Annotated in this window: 14 protein-coding genes; 9 read left to right on the top strand and 5 right to left on the bottom strand. The window is 55.0% G+C overall.

Annotated features, from left to right (window positions below; genetic code table 11):
- Window positions 1-3 precede the first annotated feature (3 nt).
- From LX66_RS19720 to LX66_RS19710, 3 genes are all read right to left on the bottom strand, one after another.
- The gene (locus LX66_RS19720) at window positions 4-777 is read right to left on the bottom strand and encodes an ABC transporter ATP-binding protein (protein WP_145716748.1); all 774 of its coding nucleotides are present in this window, start codon (window positions 775-777) and stop codon (window positions 4-6) included.
- Window positions 774-1,565, bottom strand: coding sequence for an MlaE family ABC transporter permease (locus tag LX66_RS19715; RefSeq protein WP_145716746.1), 792 nt, complete (start codon window positions 1,563-1,565; stop codon window positions 774-776). The genes LX66_RS19720 and LX66_RS19715 overlap by 4 nt, the downstream gene beginning before the upstream one ends.
- A gap of 142 nt (window positions 1,566-1,707) precedes the next feature.
- Entirely contained in the window at window positions 1,708-2,223 is a 516-nt protein-coding gene (locus LX66_RS19710) for a DinB family protein (RefSeq protein ID WP_145716744.1), read from the bottom strand.
- Between the two features lie 157 nt (window positions 2,224-2,380).
- Here LX66_RS19710 and LX66_RS19705 point away from each other — a divergent pair, with 157 nt between their 5' ends.
- The 4 genes from LX66_RS19705 to LX66_RS19690 all read left to right on the top strand — a co-directional run bounded on the left by LX66_RS19705 (window position 2,381) and on the right by LX66_RS19690 (window position 5,950).
- Window positions 2,381-3,574: a glycosyltransferase family 87 protein gene (locus tag LX66_RS19705; RefSeq protein WP_145716742.1), complete on the top strand. Its 1,194-nt coding sequence runs from the start codon at window positions 2,381-2,383 to the stop codon at window positions 3,572-3,574.
- Window positions 3,575-3,792: 218 nt separating this feature from the next.
- Window positions 3,793-4,500 (top strand): pectate lyase, encoded by a 708-nt coding sequence (locus LX66_RS19700; RefSeq protein ID WP_211366395.1) that lies wholly within the window; start codon window positions 3,793-3,795, stop codon window positions 4,498-4,500.
- A 407-nt stretch (window positions 4,501-4,907) separates the two neighbouring features.
- Window positions 4,908-5,345 (top strand): MauE/DoxX family redox-associated membrane protein, encoded by a 438-nt coding sequence (locus LX66_RS19695; RefSeq protein WP_145716740.1) that lies wholly within the window; start codon window positions 4,908-4,910, stop codon window positions 5,343-5,345.
- Between the two features lie 149 nt (window positions 5,346-5,494).
- On the top strand, window positions 5,495-5,950 hold the full coding sequence (locus tag LX66_RS19690; protein WP_145716738.1) for a YhcH/YjgK/YiaL family protein: 456 nt from the start codon (window positions 5,495-5,497) through the stop codon (window positions 5,948-5,950).
- Here the strand turns inward: LX66_RS19690 and LX66_RS19685 are convergent.
- Window positions 5,937-6,293 (bottom strand): hypothetical protein, encoded by a 357-nt coding sequence (locus LX66_RS19685; RefSeq protein ID WP_145716736.1) that lies wholly within the window; start codon window positions 6,291-6,293, stop codon window positions 5,937-5,939. The two genes, LX66_RS19690 and LX66_RS19685, sit on opposite strands and share 14 nt — an antisense overlap.
- On the bottom strand, window positions 6,263-7,081 hold the full coding sequence (locus LX66_RS19680) for a DUF899 domain-containing protein (protein WP_145716734.1): 819 nt from the start codon (window positions 7,079-7,081) through the stop codon (window positions 6,263-6,265). The genes LX66_RS19685 and LX66_RS19680 overlap by 31 nt, the downstream gene beginning before the upstream one ends.
- A gap of 394 nt (window positions 7,082-7,475) precedes the next feature.
- Between LX66_RS19680 and LX66_RS19675 the strand changes: the two genes are divergently transcribed.
- Genes LX66_RS19675 through LX66_RS19655 form a run of 5 tightly spaced genes read left to right on the top strand, consistent with a single transcriptional unit; the run spans window position 7,476 to window position 17,873 of the window.
- Window positions 7,476-8,042 (top strand): phage tail protein, encoded by a 567-nt coding sequence (locus tag LX66_RS19675; RefSeq protein ID WP_244620462.1) that lies wholly within the window; start codon window positions 7,476-7,478, stop codon window positions 8,040-8,042.
- A 45-nt stretch (window positions 8,043-8,087) separates the two neighbouring features.
- A complete protein-coding gene (locus LX66_RS19670) occupies window positions 8,088-9,251 on the top strand; it encodes an ABC transporter substrate-binding protein (RefSeq protein WP_145716730.1) in 1,164 nt (387 codons plus the stop codon).
- Between the two features lie 14 nt (window positions 9,252-9,265).
- On the top strand, window positions 9,266-16,090 hold the full coding sequence (locus tag LX66_RS19665; protein ID WP_145716728.1) for an Ig-like domain-containing protein: 6,825 nt from the start codon (window positions 9,266-9,268) through the stop codon (window positions 16,088-16,090).
- A 19-nt stretch (window positions 16,091-16,109) separates the two neighbouring features.
- Window positions 16,110-17,039, top strand: coding sequence for a PorP/SprF family type IX secretion system membrane protein (locus tag LX66_RS19660; RefSeq protein WP_145716726.1), 930 nt, complete (start codon window positions 16,110-16,112; stop codon window positions 17,037-17,039).
- A gap of 51 nt (window positions 17,040-17,090) precedes the next feature.
- Entirely contained in the window at window positions 17,091-17,873 is a 783-nt protein-coding gene (locus tag LX66_RS19655; RefSeq protein WP_145716724.1) for a helix-turn-helix transcriptional regulator, read from the top strand.
- Window positions 17,874-17,912 lie beyond the last annotated feature (39 nt).

Raw genomic sequence — 17,912 nt, 5'->3', positions numbered from 1 at the left:
AGCTTATTGAATAAAGTTATAATCATAAAACTCCCGGATCAGCTCATCCCCGTCACTGAATACTTCATTGAAATTGCCCTGCCGTATAAAGCGGCCTTCCTTCATTACGGCAATGTTGTCGCCCGTGGCCTTGGCGCAGGTCAGGTCGTGCGTAATGATGATGGAGCTGGTCTTGAACCGGCCCTGCACCTCGTTGATCAGGTTGTTGATCTCGGTACAGGTGATCGGGTCCAGGCCGGCGGTAGGCTCATCATACAGCATGATCTCCGGCCGCAGGATCAGCGTGCGGGCGATGCCGATGCGCTTGCGCTGCCCGCCGGACAGCTCCGCCGGCATCTGGTTCTTGGTATGCGCCAGGCCCACGGCTTCCAGCACAAGGTCTATGCGCCGGTCGCGCTCTGCCCGGGTCATGCCCGGCTCGTTCCTTTTCAGGGGGAAGGCCAGGTTCTCGCATACGGTCATACTGTCGTACAGCGCGCCATGCTGGAAGCAGAAGCCCAGCTTCAGGCGCAGGTCGCGCAGGCCGGCAGTATCCAGTTGGTCCACATCCTGTCCCAGCACGCGCACGGTGCCGCTGTCGGGCTTCAGCAGTCCGGCAATGATCTTTATCAGCACGGACTTGCCGGTGCCGGAGCGGCCCAGCACCACGATGTTCTCGCCCCGGTGCAGGTCCAGGTGCACGCCCTGCAGCACATGGTTATCGCCGAAGGACTTGTACAGGTCCTGGATATGGATCACAGTCTCATGCCAGTCGATATCGTGTGTGAACGGTTTCATCGTATTGCATTTACCAGTTGAACAATGAGCACCTCTTCAATAAATATCAGGAACATGGATATTACCACGGACACATTGGCCGCCTTGCCCACGCCCTGCGTGCCCTGGGTGGCATGAAAGCCCTGGTAGCAGCTCACCACGCCAATGGTAAAGCCATACACCAGGGCTTTTACCAGGGAAGCGCCCAGGTCCAGGAAAGAAATATTGGTAAAAGCGTTCTGGATAAAGGTCTGCACGCTGGTCTGCTCGTTGAGGTGCACGTCCAGGAAAGCGCCGGCCAGGCCGATGATACCGGTATAGCACATCAGCAGGGGCAGGCATATGGTAGTGGCCATAATGCGGGTCACCACCAGGTATTTGAAAGGATTGATGGCGGATACCTCCATGGCGTCTATCTGCTCGGTCACTTTCATGGAGGCCAGTTCCGCCCCGATGCTGGAGCCCACCTTGCCGGCGCAGATCAGGGCCGTCACCAGGGGGGCCAGGGCCCGGATAATGGCAATGGAAATGAGGGAGGGCAGCCAGGAAGTGGCCCCGAACTCCGCCAGGGAGGGACGGGACTGCTTGGTAAACACCAGGCCGGTAATGAAGCCGGTAAGGCTGATGAGCATCAGGGATTTATTGCCTACATAAAAGCACTGGCGGATAAATTCCCGGAGCTCAAACGGCGGGAGAAAAACTTCCTTGAAAAAACGGCTGATAAACCGGAATATCTCGTGCACATCACTAAAAAACCTGTCGACGCCTTTTGAAATAACTGGTTTTCCTGGTTGTTCGGCTGATCCCATCGGCGAGTTTTTGGAATGAATATCAAATGTATAGATATTCTGTGATCAAACCGCATTCCAGCAGGGAAAGCCGGCAGGCTTAGCATGCCGGCTGTGTAGATATGCACGCCGGGCTGTACAAATTGTGGAAGATTGTCGCAGATCAGGCGTATACTTTGCCCATGATGGCCTTATAGATGCGCTTCAACTGCTGGATGTGCCGCTGGATATGCACCAGGTAGAAGATGGCCCATTCCTCGCCGGTCAGCTCGCCCATGGTGGGCAGCGCAAAGCCGGTGCAGGTAGCGGACATGTCCCGGGACTCCACCGCTGCGCGCACGCGGGCAATGGTATGCTGCAGCGCGCTTACCAGGGCTTCCTTATGGTAGGTGACATCTTCCGGCAGCACAAAATCGGGGGACTGCAGCCGGGTCTCGAAATCCAGGAAGATCATTTTGAGCTCTTCCACCTTTTCATCCGGCTGTCTTTCCGTGGGCCTTACCGGGCCATACAGCAGTTCTTCAGGGGAGCCTTTCTGCAAATGCCGGCCTACCTGCCCGGCTGTCCAGCTACCGGCAAATGGTACGGTGTTCAGTTGTTCCTGGGAAAAGGAGGAGAGCAGCTCCAGCAGGGTGGAGCAGGTGTGGTCAAATTCCTGGAGGAAGGTTTGTTTGTTCATGTTATTCAGGTTTTAGATGACAGGTAATACAATGCAAACTTACAGGCAATTAAAGGATTGGAACAGGTGCTGAAACGACAATCTGGGGGGGCGGGTACGACATATATTGCAATTTTTTGCAGATCATCCCTATTTTAGCGCATTATTTTAAAGGCTCATGGAAAAAAGCACCGGCATTTTACCGAAGAAACGTTTTACCCTCACCTGGCTGGGTGAAAAGGAGTGGCTGGCCCTGTTACTATGGTTTGGGCTGTCCATCATAGTGGCTGTTAAGGAAATGGCCGAACATAACATCAACAACTATATTATTTTCAAGCACGTATACCTGCACCTGCGGCAGTTGAAGCCTTTGTACATTGCTTACCCGGAGTATTTTGACGTGAACATGTACGGGCCGGTGTTCAGCGTGATCATTGCGCCCTTTGCCCTGCTGCCCGATTTTGCAGGGGCCATGCTGTGGGTGATCGCCAATGCGGCTTTCCTGTATTTTGCCATCCGCCAGTTGCCGCTTAGCCGGCTGCAGCAGAACCTGGTGCTGATATTCGCCAGCCATGAGCTGATGTCGGCCAGCAGTTATTTCCAGTTCAATCCCAGCGTAGCGGCCTGTATCATCCTTAGCTTTGCGCTGATACAGAAGGGGAAGGATTTCTGGGCGGCCTTTTTTATTGTGATCGCTACGCTGACAAAGCTGTACGGAGTGGTGGGACTGGCCTTTTTCTTTTTCAGCAATCACCGCTGGCGGCTGATCGGCAGCCTGCTGTTCTGGGCGGCCGTGCTGTTTGCATTGCCCATGCTGCTTTCCACCCCGCAGTATATTGTACAGACCTACCGGGAGTGGGGGCAGGCGCTGGTAGCCAAGAACCAGAAGAACTACCAGTTTGAGCAGGGCATTGTGCTGCAGAATATTTCCGTGATGGGCTTTATCCAGCGGGTGTTCCATCTCAGGTACCTGAATAACCTGTGGGTGCTGGTGCCCGCCGTTTTCCTGTTCCTGTCGCACTACCTGCGGCTGGCATGGAAGGATAACCGTAATTACCAATTGTACCTGCTGTGCTCCACGCTGCTGTTTACGGTGATATTCAGCACCAGTTCGGAATCGCCCACGTATATCATTGCTTTCCCGGCAGCCTGTATCTGGTACGTGCTGCAGTATCCCACCAGATGGAATAACGCCTTCTTTATTTTCCTGCTCATTGGCTGCAGCTTTTCCCATTCCGACCTGGTAACCGCCTGGGTGAAGCGGAATATTGTGGTGCCCTACGCCTTCAAGGTATTCCCCTGCCTGGTGCTGTGGCTGGTGATCGTGTACCAGGTGCTGGGCAAACAGTTCCTGCGGCTGAAACAAGCCTGACAGGCGGCAAAACCTGCAGGGTGTTGGTTACGCGATCGTTCCCGGGATCGATTGCGTAAATAAATTGTTCCGGAGTATTGGAAATATAGCCGTAAGGGTTTAACGTTGCTTTCCGAACGATGAATTGAAAGCCCTTTAGCCCATTCCATTAGATCAACCCGGCATTCACACCCTTTTTTGTTATTCTTTATTCCGTAACCCAAATCATTTGACCCGTTATGAAAACAGTTCAATTTTCTGCTATGATGATAGCAGCCACCCTGCTGATGGCTGCCTGTAAACAGGAACAAGCAGTGAGCCCGCAGCCGGCGCCTCCTGCAGCCGCTTCCCTCGCTATTGACGGCCCTTCGGCTGCCGCCAACATTCCCATTACCAGCACCATCGTGGTGCCTGCCGGCCAGGTGTACGACGGCGGCGGCAACACCATTATCGCGTCCGGTATGGGCGATGGTAGCCAGGATGAAGGCCAGAAACCCATATTCAGGCTGGAGAACGGCGCTACCCTGCGTAATGTAAAAATTGGCGCGCCGGGCTGCGACGGCGTGCATACCTACGGCAACGCCACCCTGGAAAATGTACAGTGGCTGGACGTAGGCGAGGACGCGCTGACCATGAAGGCGCAGGGCAACGTAACGCTCACCAACTGCGTGGCCAAACTGGCCTACGACAAGGTGGTGCAGGTGAATGCCAATGGCAACCTTACGCTGAACAATTTCCAGGTGGATAATTTCGGCAAGGTGGTGCGCACCAACGGCAGCAGCCAGTCCACCAATGTGATCACCATTAACGGCGGTACCTTCAGGAACGGCACCAACATCGTGCGCACGGAGAGCGTTAACGTGCGGGTGCGCTACCGCAACATCAGTACTTCCAATGTTTCCAAGCTCTGGCAGGTGCCCAATGCTTCCCAGGTAAGCACCTACTGATCCACATCACAGGCCCTGTCCCCCGGAGCCGGGTGGGGGACAGGGTATCCTGACCACAATCATCCTTTTATCCTACCGCCATCATTTATTTGCGATCCGGGCCATCCTACCTTTACATCATCATCAGGGGACAATAACAAAACAAGAGAACAACTCAAATAACTGAAAGGCATTGCATAAATAAACCGAGTACACGAAAAAAGGTCTGTCCGGATCCCGTTACCTCCATGAATCATTCCATTAGCGTGTAAGTTCCATGATCAATTAACAGGGCGGGGCTCTTTAAAAAGAGTGTTCATTCCAGTATTGCCAACTTTAGCCAGCAGGTGAGGAGCCTGTTCCCTGGAACAGCTCCCGCCACCTCGCTGCCTTAACAGGTAGTTTTATAGCTTAAATTCCTTTACCGTATGAAAAAAGTTGCTGTCACGGTTATTACGTTACTGCTGGTGATCCTGTTCACCCACGCAGGGCTGATCAAGTTGCTGGACCACCGGGTTTTCCTGGAAGAGTTGCGCAGCTATCCTTTACTGGCGCCCTTTGCGGGGCCAATTGCCCGGGGGCTGCCCACAGCGGAGCTGATACTGGCCACGCTGCTGATGTGGCCGCGCACCCGCTTCCTGGGGCTATCGCTGGCATTGCTGTTGATGGCCGTGTTTGCCGGTTATATCATTTTCCTGCTGAACGGTGCTTACCAAGTGCCCTGTACCTGTGAAACATTATTGGGGTTTACCACCTGGACGGCCCAGCTTAAGTTTAACCTGGTGTTCCTGCTGGTGGCGCTGTCAGGGTTCCTGCTGCAGTTGATCATGCGGGAAGAGGAGCGGGTGATGCACCTTGCCAGGTAACGATATTTTTACTTATACATTCGATATGCTTATATGTGGACGATGAATGCTTAGCGTAAGGCCGGGCCCGCGTTTCGCCGTGGGCCCGTTTTTTTTAGGAAACGTTTTACGTTTTCTTGATTATCTTTCTGCGGAACCATTTATTTACCATGATACTGGATATCTTAGAGAATGCCTGTCTGTACTACGGCCTCGGCCCTAAATTCATCAAAGCATTTGAATACCTCGCACAAACTGACCTGGCCGCGCTGGAAAAAGGGAAGTATGCCATTGACGGCGACGACATCTTTGCCATCATCAATGAATACGAGACCGTAGACGCGGCGCAGGAACAAATGGAATCGCACAAAAAATATATTGATGTGCAGTACATCGTGCACGGCGAAGAGCTGATCGGGCACGATATCCTGCAGCAGCAGTCGCCCTCCAGGGCCTACGACGAGCAGGCCGATTACATGCTGTTTGCCGAGAAGCCGGCCTTCTTCTCCCGGCTGGAGCAAAATCATTTTGCCATTTTCTTTCCTTCGGACCTGCACATGCCGAATATCCGTATTGACGCCCCTGCCCTGGTGAAAAAAGTGGTGATCAAGATCAGCGTGCAGTAAAGAACGCCGCTATTTTTTTCCGCAGCGGCCATACCCGTTTCAGCAGGAGGTAAGCCAGGGATGCGGTGCACAGCACAATAAGCAGGATGCGCAGGAAACGTGCAGCCGGCAGGGATAGTCCTATGCCGGTGCCCAGCGCTACCCAGGCTGCCAGGCACATGGGGCATTTGGGCAGCAGCACCAGTATGGCTCCAGGCGTTATCCAGCGGATAAAGCGGATGCCGCGCCGTATGATACCGGGCTGTGGCGGCGGAGAGGCGGAGCGGTTGGCTGCGGAGCAGTGAGATCCGGCCCCGCAGCAGCCATGCGGGGTCATGAGTCGCCGCCCTCCCCGTGGCAGCAACTGCCTGTCGCTTTGGGCGGCTGGTAGGCAGCCGCAGGGTCTACCGTATATTGCTGGTCATAACGGTCATGATGCCGCACCCAGGACATGGTAAAATTCAACTGGTCTTCGTCCCGTCCTTTGGGCGCCAGGTCCATGTAGTTATAGGTACCTACCAGCATGTCGCAGCCGCGTCCATAAGTGGAGTAGGTGTGGAACACTTCCCCCTGGCCGTTTTTATAGAATACGCTGAGACCGTGCAGGTCTTCCGCTATGAACTCCGCCGGGCCGTAGTTATAGTACACCTGTCCTTTGGCTTTATCTTCTTCCCGGAAAGATACCTGGTAGTCATAATTGAAGTCGCTGCCATAGCTGGACACCCATTTTACCTGCCAGCCCATGCGCTTTTTGAAGGCCTCGATCTGGCCCAGCGGTGCGCGGGATACCAGCAGCAGGGTGATGTCGCGGTTGGCCAGGTGCACCAGGGTACCGTCTATATGGTCTGTAAGAAAGGAGCAACTGGGGCAGCCTTCTTCCCAGCCCGGGCCGAACATAAAGTGGTATACCATGAGCTGGCTGCGACCGTCAAACAGGTCGGCCAGGGTTTCGGTACCGCGGGGGCCTTCGAAGCGGTAGGTTTTTTCTACCCGTTCCCAGGGCAGCTCCAGGCGCTCGCGGTTCAGCTCATCACGCAGGCGGGTAAACGCTTTCTCTTTTTCCAGGAGCCGGCGCCGGGCGCTCGCCCATTCTTCAGCAGACACAACCGTATGTTGTTGCCGGTCCGTAGCGGCAGGAATGGTAGTATGCATGATCACAGGTTTTTGTTGATACCAACAAATTTCAGCAAGAAAAACCGGTTTAATGGGGGGCGGGTCCGTCATAATAAGGGGGTTTTTTAGACAGGACGTTTATCGTATGAGGGAAATATTGTTTTTTAAAAAAAAGAAGATATATATTTGTCCAACATTCCACAATTTTAGCCCTATTGTTGAAAAGCTTGAATGCCCCTTTTGTCCGTATTGTTTAGGAACCTGTTTTTGGAAAAATAACCATGGATATCCGGCAGCGTGTGCTGTACCCTGTTTTGTAATCTGAACTTCCAGGAGCTCATTAGCGGGAATTACCGTCTGGTTAAACCTTTACTTAATAAATATTGTTTATTCCTTAATTATTTAAACTATGGAGCCTTACATTGCAATGATTATGATCTTTGGGGGCAACTTTGCCATCCGGGGCTGGGCTTTTTGCCAGGGACAGATCGTTTCTATTTCACAGAACACCGCGTTATTTTCCCTGCTGGGTACCACCTATGGCGGTAACGGGCAAACTACCTTTGCGTTACCGGACCTGAGAGGCCGTGCACCTATTGGCATCGGACAGGGGCCTGGTCTGTCCAACTACGTACTGGGACAGATAGGTGGCACGGAGAACACCACGCTGCTGATCAACAACATGCCGGCGCATACCCACACGGCAGATGCCAGCGGCCTGACCACGGCGCCTGCTGCCACCACTGACAACGGTACTACCAACACGCCGGGTCCCGGGGTGGTTCCGGCTACGCTGCCCACCGTAGGAAGCGGCCCCGGTGCTGTACAAATCAATGGCTATGCTGCACTGGGCACTGCCACTACGCTGGGCGGCAGCAAGGTAAACGGCGATGTGACTATCGGCCTGACCGGCGGTACCCAGCCTTTCAGCATTATGAACCCCTACATAGCTATGAACTACCAGATAGCTATGGATGGCATTTTCCCTTCCAGGAACTGATCATAAGGAACAACATTTAATACTGTTACTATCAAGATAGCGTACATGAGCCCATCTTTTACCGTTGGATTTCTGACTCCTTACTCCGGTATTTACCCGTATTATGCACAGCACCTGTTCACCGGCTGGCTGCTGGGCATGGGGCTGGACCCTGCGCGGCAAAATACCGTGCAGTTTATACAGGAATACACGGAGATGGGCGGTATGAGCGCTTCTGAGGCCGCTGCCCGTAAGCTGCTCTTTTTTAACCGCGTGGATATCCTGTCCGGCCTGATCAGCTACAAGGCTGTACCGGGTTTGATACCGCTGGTTGAAAAAGAGCGGCGGCCGGCTTTCTTTTTTGATATGGGAGAATATGTGCCCCATTTTCCATACCTCAGCCCCGATGTATTCTATGCCTCGCACCAGTTATGGCAGTCGCAGTATGCGCTGGGCCGCTGGGCGGAAAGCACCTTTGGCAGCGGCGGGCATATGATCATGCCCATATATGAAGCCGGCTATCACCTGAACAGCACCTTCCAGCAGGGTGCAGCCTCGGCCGGGGCGCAGGAGCTGAAGCTCACGGTGCTGCCCTTTGATGAAAAAGATCCTTACAGGATGGAATTGGGCAACTTCTTCACGGAGCTGGCAAAGGAGCCTCCTACATATGTACATGCCATTTTCTGTGGCAGCATGGGCGCACGGTTTTTCCGGCAATGGATCGCCAGCGGCTTTCATAAAAAGATACCGTTGCTGGTGCATGAGACCATGGCCTATGATGATATCCTGGACGACATTAAGCATGTGGGCCTGGAAATATATACTTCCCAGTTATGGATGCGGGAAGATGAGAACAAGATCAACCAATTGTTTGTAAAGACATTTGAAAGCGTAGCGCAGCAGCCGGCCAATATCTACGCCCTGATGGGTTATGAGGCCGGCATGATATGGAGAGAGGTGCTGCCGCATGCACAAAAAAAAGACTGGGATACAGTGAAACAGCAGTTGCGCACCGGGGTGATCAACGGTCCACGCGGAGAGAAGAACTTTTACCCCGCTTCCGGCTTTGCGCTGCCCAATCCCAGTATTATCAAGGTTACCACTTCCAACAATAAAATACACAAAATTATTCTCGACCAGGGAAAAGGTATGCGCTTCGATGCTAAGGAACTGGAGGTAATACATAATGAAAGCACATCTGGTTGGCAAAACCCCTTTCTCTGCATTTAACACCCTTGCATGAAATGAGATTTACATTTGCACAGGTCTTAAAGATCTTTATATGCTTCCTGGGCGTGCTGTTTACAGCAAATGCCGCCCTGGCCCAATACAATTCTACCAATGTGGACGTCGGTAAGAATTTTGCCGGCATGGCCAAAGACGCTGCGGGTAATATTTACGTGACCCGTTACAATTCCGCAAATAATAATTATGAAGTGGTAAGGTATGCCGGCGGCGTCGGGCCGGGAACCGTTATTTATGAGGGATTGGCCTTCGGCGTAGAATACCCCTGGAGCGTAGCTGTAAACTCCCTGGGCGATGTGTTTATTACTAACCCTGAACCTTCCAACGCCTGGGAGATCGTAAAGCTAACCAATTCAGGCGGCGGCTATACCAAAAGCGTTGTCTGCACGGGCCGTTATTTTACCGCCGTGGCGGTAGATGCCAGCGATAACCTGCTTAGCATGGAATATGACGGCGGTAGCGGTAATTATCGGTTGATGAGATACGATGCTGCTAACATCACGGATTCCGCGCATGGAGGCACTCCTTTGTATTCCGGCTTAGCGCTTTCCTTCAACAATACCTACCCCTGGGGCATTGTAACCGATGTGCAGGGAAATATTTATTTGCTGGATGCTTTTCGCGGGGTCAATAACAACCAAAGCAAGGTTATAAAGCTGACTGCTGCCTCCGGTTATTCTCCAACTGACCTTATTACCGGCAATAATATAAGCTCCCTCGCCATTGATGCCAATGGTAACCTGTATACTACACAGGCTACCGCCACCGCCAATGTTTCACATATTGTAAAGTATACGGCGCCAATAGCGGCCGGCACTACTACCGGAACAGTATTGTTTAGCGGCTTAGCCTATGATGATAATGCTTTTGGGCCATTTTATCCCTGGGGGCTGGTGGTTACCAGTAATGGAACCATTTTTGCCAATGATGGTATTTCAGCTTCGCCTGCAAACGGCCGTTTGTTAAAATTAACGCCCCCCGACATTTCCGTTATCAACGTGGTACGGGCAAGTACCAATCCTACCAATGCTGCTACCGTGCAGTACACCGTCACCTTCAGTGGCGATGCGTTTAATGTAACCCCTTCTGCATTTACGGTATCCTATCCAAGCGACATCACTGGCACGAGTGTGACCAGCGTTACTCCTGTTAACAGTACTACTTATACCGTTACTGTTAACACCGGTAGCGGTGATGGCACCATCCGCCTGGATGTAAACGGCAGTGGCATGGGTAATACCCTGACCAACGCTCCTTTTCAAGGCGGTGAAGTGTACACCATTGATAAAACTCCACCTACCGGCACTCTAGTGATCAATAATGATAACGTTTATACTAACGCTGCCACAGTAAACTTGACCCTGACCGCCGATGGTACTGCCCCGGCATACGAGATGCGTTTTTCCAACGAGAACAGTAACTGGACTACTACTTTCGCGCCGTTTACTACAAGCAGCTCCTGGACACTAGCTACCGGTGATGGCCTCAAAACCGTGTACATGCAGCTCCGTGACGCGGCCGGCAACGTGACCACGGTATCAGATGACATCACCCTGGATCAGACAGCGCCGGAAACTACCATTAATTCCGGTCCGTCGCTCATTACCACGAGCACTACTGCCACTTTCCAGTTTAGCTCCAACGAAACCGCTTCCTTTGAGGCCAGCCTGGACGGAGGCGCCTATGGGCCGGTTACCCCTCCGCTTACCTATACCGGTTTAGCGGCAGGCGCTCATACCTTCAGCGTAAGGGCCGTGGATCAGGCGGGTAATCTGGATGGCACGCCTGCTACCCATAACTGGACCATCGACAATATTGCCCCCACGGTAACATCCGTGAATGTACCCGCCGACGCCTACTACCACGAAGGCGATGTGCTGGACTTTACCGTGAACTTGGATGAAAATGTAACTGTGTCCGGCACGCCTTACCTGGAGCTGACCATCGGTGGTACTATCGTGCAGGCCGACTACGTGACAGGTTCCGGCACCAGTGCACTATTGTTCCGCTACACCGTGCAGGCCGGAGAGCAGGACCTGGATGGTATTACCCTCGGCAGCAGCATAGTGCTGAACGGCGGCACCCTCACAGATGCTGCCGGCAATAACGCCAACCTGGCCCTGAACAGCGTAGGGGCTACCACCGGTGTACGGGTATACGCTATCAAGGCCAGCGTCACCCTGTCTACCACCGCCGTTTCGCCGGTGAACCTGCCCTTTACCGTGACCATCGTATTCTCCGAAGCAGTAACCGGCTTTGCCACGGGAGATATATCCGTTACGAACGCCGTGACAAGCGGGCTGAGTACCGCGGATAATGTTACCTACACTGTACACGTAACGCCATCTGCAGATGGCACTGTGACTATACAGGTGCCGGCAGATGTAACCCTGAATACAGGTCAGAACGGCAATACCGCTTCCAATACCCTCAGCCTGGACTATGATGGCACGGCTCCGGCCGTGATATCCGTAAATGTACCGGCCAACGGCACCTATAGCAGCGGGGATGCGCTCACCTTTACTGTAAACTACAGCGAAAATGTAACGCTAAGCGGCGGTACGCCTTCGATCCCGCTTACCATTGGTACGGCTACCGTGCAGGCCGCCTATACCGGCGGCACCGGCAGCAATGCGCTCACCTTCAGTTATACCATACAGGATGGAGACCTGGATGCAAACGGCATCAGCCTGGGTACTGCCATTGCATTGAACGGCGCTACCCTGCAGGACGCTGCTGCTAACAACGCTTCCCTCACCCTGGCTGGTGTAGGCAATACCAGCGCGGTGCTGGTAGATGCGGTGGCCCCGGTGGTGAATAGTGTGAATGTACCTGCCAATGGTTATTATAAAGAAGGAGATATACTGTCCTTCACTGTGCAGATGAGCGAGAACGTAACCGTGAACACCGGCGGCGGCACGCCTTACCTGGAGCTGACCATCGGCGCGGCTGCCGTGCAGGCAGCCTATGTGAGCGGCTCGGGCACCAGTACGCTGGCCTTCAGCTATACGGTGCAGGCCGGGCAGCAGGACCTGGACGGCATTGCGCTTGGTAGCAGCATCATATTGAACGGTGGCACCATACAGGATGCCGCCGGTAATGATGCCGTGCTTACGTTGAACAGTGTGCCCGCCACCAGCGGCATATTTGTTTATTCGGTAACGCCCGGCGTCACCTTGTCCACCACGGCCGTTTCGCCGGTGAACCAGGCATTTACGGTTAGCGTGGTATTTACAGAAGCGGTGACCGGCTTTACCCTGGCGGAGATCACGACTACCAATGCCACCCTCAGCAACCTGCAAACCTCGGATAATACCACCTATACCGTGCTGCTAACACCATCTGCAGATGGCACTGTAAGTGTGCAGGTGCCGGCAGGTGTAGCCCAGAACATAGGCAATAATGATAATACCGCTTCCAATACCCTCAGCCTGGACTACGACGGCACGGCCCCGGCAGTAACATCTGTAAATGTGCCGGCCAACGGCACTTACAGCAGCGGGGATGCGCTCACCTTTACCGTAAACTACAGCGAAAATGTAACGCTAAGCGGCGGTACGCCTTCGATCCCGCTTACCATTGGTACGGCTACCGTGCAGGCCGCCTATATCGGCGGCACCGGTAGCAATGCGCTCACCTTCAGCTATACCATACAGGATGGCGATCTCGATGCAAACGGCATCAGCCTGGGTACTGCCATTGCATTGAACGGCGCTACCCTGCAGGACGCTGCTGCTAACAACGCTTCCCTCACCCTGGCTGGTGTAGGCAATACCAGCGCCGTGTTGGTAGATGCGGTGGCCCCGGTGGTGAATAGTGTGAATGTGCCTGCCAATGGCTATTATAAAGAAGGGGATGTGCTATCCTTCACCGTGCAGATGAGCGAGAATGTGACCGTGAACACCGGCGCCGGTACGCCTTACCTGGAGCTGACCATCGGCGCGGCTGCCGTGCAGGCCGCCTATGTGAGCGGCTCGGGCACCAGTGCACTGGTCTTCAGCTATACGGTGCAGCCGGGGGAACAGGACCTGGACGGCATTGCGCTTGGTAACAGCATCATATTGAACGGCGGCACTATACAGGATGCCGCCGGTAATGATGCCGTGCTTACGTTGAACAGTGTACCTGCCACCAGCGGCATATTTGTTTATTCGGTAACGCCCGGCGTCACCTTGTCCACCACGGCCGTTTCGCCGGTGAACCAGGCGTTTACGGTCAGCGTGGTATTTACAGAAGCGGTGACCGGCTTTACCCTGGCGGATATTACGGCTACCAATGCCACCCTCAGCAACCTGCAGACCTCCGATAATATTACCTATACGGCATTGGTAACGCCTTCGGCAGACGGCGCGGTAAGCCTGAACGTGCCTGCCGGCGTTGCTCAGAATATCGGGAATATCGGCAACACCGCTTCCAATACCCTCAGCCTTGATTATGATGGCTCCGCACCGGCTATTACGGCGGTAGCCGTACCGGCCAACGGTATTTATCACAACGGTGATGTGCTGGCCTTTACAGTCAGCTACAGCGAGAACGTGACCGTCACCGGCGCTCCTTACCTGGATCTTACCATTGGCAGCACGGCACGGCAGGCCGCTTATACCGGCGGCTCGGGCACCAGCGCCCTTACTTTCAGCTATACTGTGCAGAATGGCGACCTGGATATGGATGGCATTAGCCTGGGCGGCAACCTGGTGCTGAATGGCGGCGTTATACAGGACGCGGCGGCCAACAACGCCCTGCCGGCACTGAACAGTGTGGGCAGCACCAGCGATGTATGGGTGAATACCATCATCCCCACCGTTACCTTGTCCGGTACCCCGATGCCCAATGCGCCGTTCACCCTCACCGCGACCTTCAGTGAAGCGGTGACCGGCTTCGCCCTGGCAGACTTCGCCGTCACCAACGCGACGTTGAGCAACCTGCAAACCTCCGATAATATTACCTATACGGTGCTGGTAACGCCCACGGCAGATGGCGCGGTCAGCATCAGCATACCGGCCAACGTGGCCCAGAATGCGGGCGCCAACGGCAACCAGGCTTCTAACGTGATCTCCTATACGTATGACGCCACCGCGCCGGCCATTACTTCGGTAGATGTGCCCGCCAACGGTTATCATGGGACAGGAGAAATGCTGGACTTCACGGTGCATTTCAGTGAGAACGTTACGGTGAGCGGCACGCCGGGCATCAGCATCACCATTGGCGCTGCCGTGGTGGAAGCCGCTTACACCGGTGGCACCGGTACCAATGCGCTTACTTTCCGCTACACCGTACAGGATGGCGATATGGATATGGACGGCATCAGTGTAGGCGGCAGCCTGGCCCTGAACGGCGGCACCCTGCAGGACGGGGCGGGCAACAATGCTGCACTCGCATTGAACAACACGGGCAACACCAGCGGGGTGTTCGTGAATACGCAACGGCCCACCGTTACGCTGACCGCTGCTGCTACCGGCCGCGTAAACACGCCGGTAACGGTAACGCTGGTATTCAGCGAAGCGGTCACCGGCCTGGCGCTTGCAGATATTAACCTGACCAACGGCGCAGCCGGCAATCTCCAAACCACGGATAACATTACCTACACGGCAGACATTACGCCCGCCGCCGATGGCGCCGTAGATGTCAGCCTGCCGGCCGACGCAGCAGAAAATATTGGCGGCAACGGCAACGACGCTTCCAATACCGTTTCCTTCACCTACGACGCCACCGCACCGCTGATCACGGCAGGACAAAGCTTCACCGTGAGCCAGTATGCACCCGTAGGCACTGTGGTAGGCCAGGTAGCGGCCACCGAAACGGCCGGTACCCTGCAGGACTGGACCATTGCTACAGACGGTTCCGGCGGTGCTTTTGAAATAGATGGCGCCGGCGCCCTTACCGTAAAGGATGCCACCATACTCAGCGCCCTGGGGGGCACTACCGTTACGCTGGATATTACGGTGAGTGACGGGCTGAACACCAGCATCGCTACACCGGTCACCATACAGGTGGGCCTCGTGAACCAGGCCCCGGCGCTGGATCCCATTACGGATGTAAGCATCTGCGCAGATACGGAAACGCATACCCTGCAACTGACCGGCGCTTCCGCTACGGAACCGGGACAAACCTACACCATTACCGCTGCGGCCAGCCAGGATGTATTTGACCTGCTGAGCGTGAATGCGTCCGATGTGCTGAGCTACCGCCTGAAAGCCGGCGCTGCGGCGGGTAGTATCACCGTTACCGTTACCATCAAAGACGATGGTGGTACGGCCAACGGCGGGGTGGACAGCCTGCGCCGCAGCTTTACCCTAACGGTGAACAGCCTGCCGGCGGTGACCATCACCAGCGACAAAGGCACCACCGTATCCAAAGGGGAGACCGTGATGCTGACCGCTACCGGCGGCGCTACCTACCAGTGGGCGGATGCGGACGGTATTATCGGCGGGCAGCAAAGCGCCGTGCTGGAGATCAGGCCAAAGGCCAACACCACTTACGAAGTAACGGCTACCAGTGCAGCAAGCTGTACCGGCGCCGGCAGCATTAACATTGCCGTGGTAGACGACTTCAAAGTGGATGCTACCAATATCCTGACGCCGAATGGCGACGGCCGCAACGACCGCTGGGTGATCCGCAACATAGACAGCTACCCGGATAATGAGCTGAAGATATTTGACCGCGCCGGCCGCCTGGTATACCAGCGCAGGAATTACAGCAACGACTGGGACGGCACCCTGAACGGCAGCCCGCTGGCGGAAGGCACGTATTACTATATACTGACCATCAACGGCGGTGCAGCTACTACCAAAGGTTATATCACGATTGTAAGGGACCGTCAATGATCTTCTAAATTTGCACACCATGAACCAGCTTAAACTGAATCGTACATATATGCGCTTTATTTGCTGCCTGTTGCTCGCAGCAGGATGCATCAGCCAGGGCATGGCCCAGGGCCTCAGCGATGCGCCGGCATTACTGGAGCCCTCCGGCACCCAGTGGTTCCAGAACCAGTACCTGGCCAATCCCGCCATGGCCGGTATAGACACGGGCCTGCACCTGAACGCCGCCTACCGCCGCCAGTGGAGCGGTGTGGAAGGCGCTCCGAGAACAGCGTTCTTCACAGCCGATGGCCTGGTAGGGAAAAGGGTAGGGGCCGGCCTCCATATTTTTAATGACCAGGCCGGGTTAATAGACCGCACGCGGGTGGCGCTTTCCTATGCATACCACCTGCCGCTGGGCAACCGCGGGCAGCAGTTGCACTTCGGCCTTTCGCTGGCGCTGAACGTGCAGCGGCTGGATTATTCGCATGTGGATGGGGATATTACGGACCCCTCGCTGGCGGGGTTTAACCGCCGCGACAACTATTTTGAAGCGGAATACGGTATGGCCTATACGGACGGCCGCTGGACCCTGCAGGGCGCGCTCCCAAACATCCGCACGCTGTTCACCGGCGACGATAAAGGCGTGAATGGCGGCGGCATCTTCTTTACCGCAGCATCCTACCGCTTTACGCTGCCCGGCGCTATCAGCCGTATAGAGCCTAAAGTGGCTTACCGCGGCGTAAAAGGGTATGACAATATACTGGATGCCGGCCTGCAGGTAGGTTTCCTGGACAATGTGGCCAGCGTAATGGGCATGTACCATACTTCCAAAAGCGTGACCGCCGGCCTGGGCGTAAACATTGCAAAGACCGTGCTCATACAGGCCCTGTACACCACGCAGACCGGGGGCATCAAAACCTATGTGGACGGCGCTTACGAGGTGGGCGCCACCGTGAACCTGTTCCGCTGACAGCCCGGAACAGCGGCGTATGGAATTTTCCCGCTGTTGCATCTTAGGGATATGATGCTCAGATTGGGGACAACGAACTACCTGGGAGCCAATATCCGCAACTTTTATGCGGATGGCGTGGCCGTCAGCGAAACCATCTACCGCGAAAAGGTATTTGAAGGCTGGCACTGCCATGAGAACAACCACATTACCTTTGTTGTAAAAGGCGGCACCCTGGACCAGCGCAGGTACCGGGAGCAGGCCGCCACGCCGGGGCAGGTGCTGTTGTACCACAGCGGGGAGCCGCACCGCAACCGGCATACCCGCCATCCTTCCAAGAACATCAACCTGGAAATAACAGATGCTTTCCTGGCCCGGCAGGGGCTGCAGTTCCCGGCCGTTGTAACCGCCGCCCTGCCGCTGCTGGTATTAAGGATCTACCAGGAAAGCCGGATCAATGACAGCAGCAGCCTGCCTGCCATGCAAGCCCTGCTGCTGCAGGCTTTCAGCAATCAGCAGGCGTCCGCGGCGCCCAGGGGCACGCCGCCCTGGATAGCGCAACTGGAGGAACTGCTGCACGACTGCTGGGACCAGACCCTCTCCCTGCAGCAGATTGCGCAGGCCCTCTACGTGCACCCCGTTACCATCTCCAAATACTTTCCCCGCTACTTTTCCTGTACCCTGGGCGACTACATGCGCAGGATAAAAACAGCGCGTGCCCTGTCCCTCATCCAGCAAACGGGCATGCCGCTCACCGCCATTGCACATACCTGCGGCTTTGCAGACCAGAGCCATTTCAACCGTACCTTTAAAGCCATGACCGGCATGCTGCCCGGCGCATACCGCGCATTATAAACCGGCTAATCCCGTTCTATTCCGTCAACAGTAACCGAC

This window comes from Chitinophaga japonensis, assembly GCF_007830125.1.
In the GTDB taxonomy this organism is placed as follows: Bacteria; Bacteroidota; Bacteroidia; order Chitinophagales; family Chitinophagaceae; genus Chitinophaga; species Chitinophaga japonensis.
Note: the sequence above shows the minus strand (reverse complement) of the source record. Positions and strands in the feature narration are given on the sequence as shown.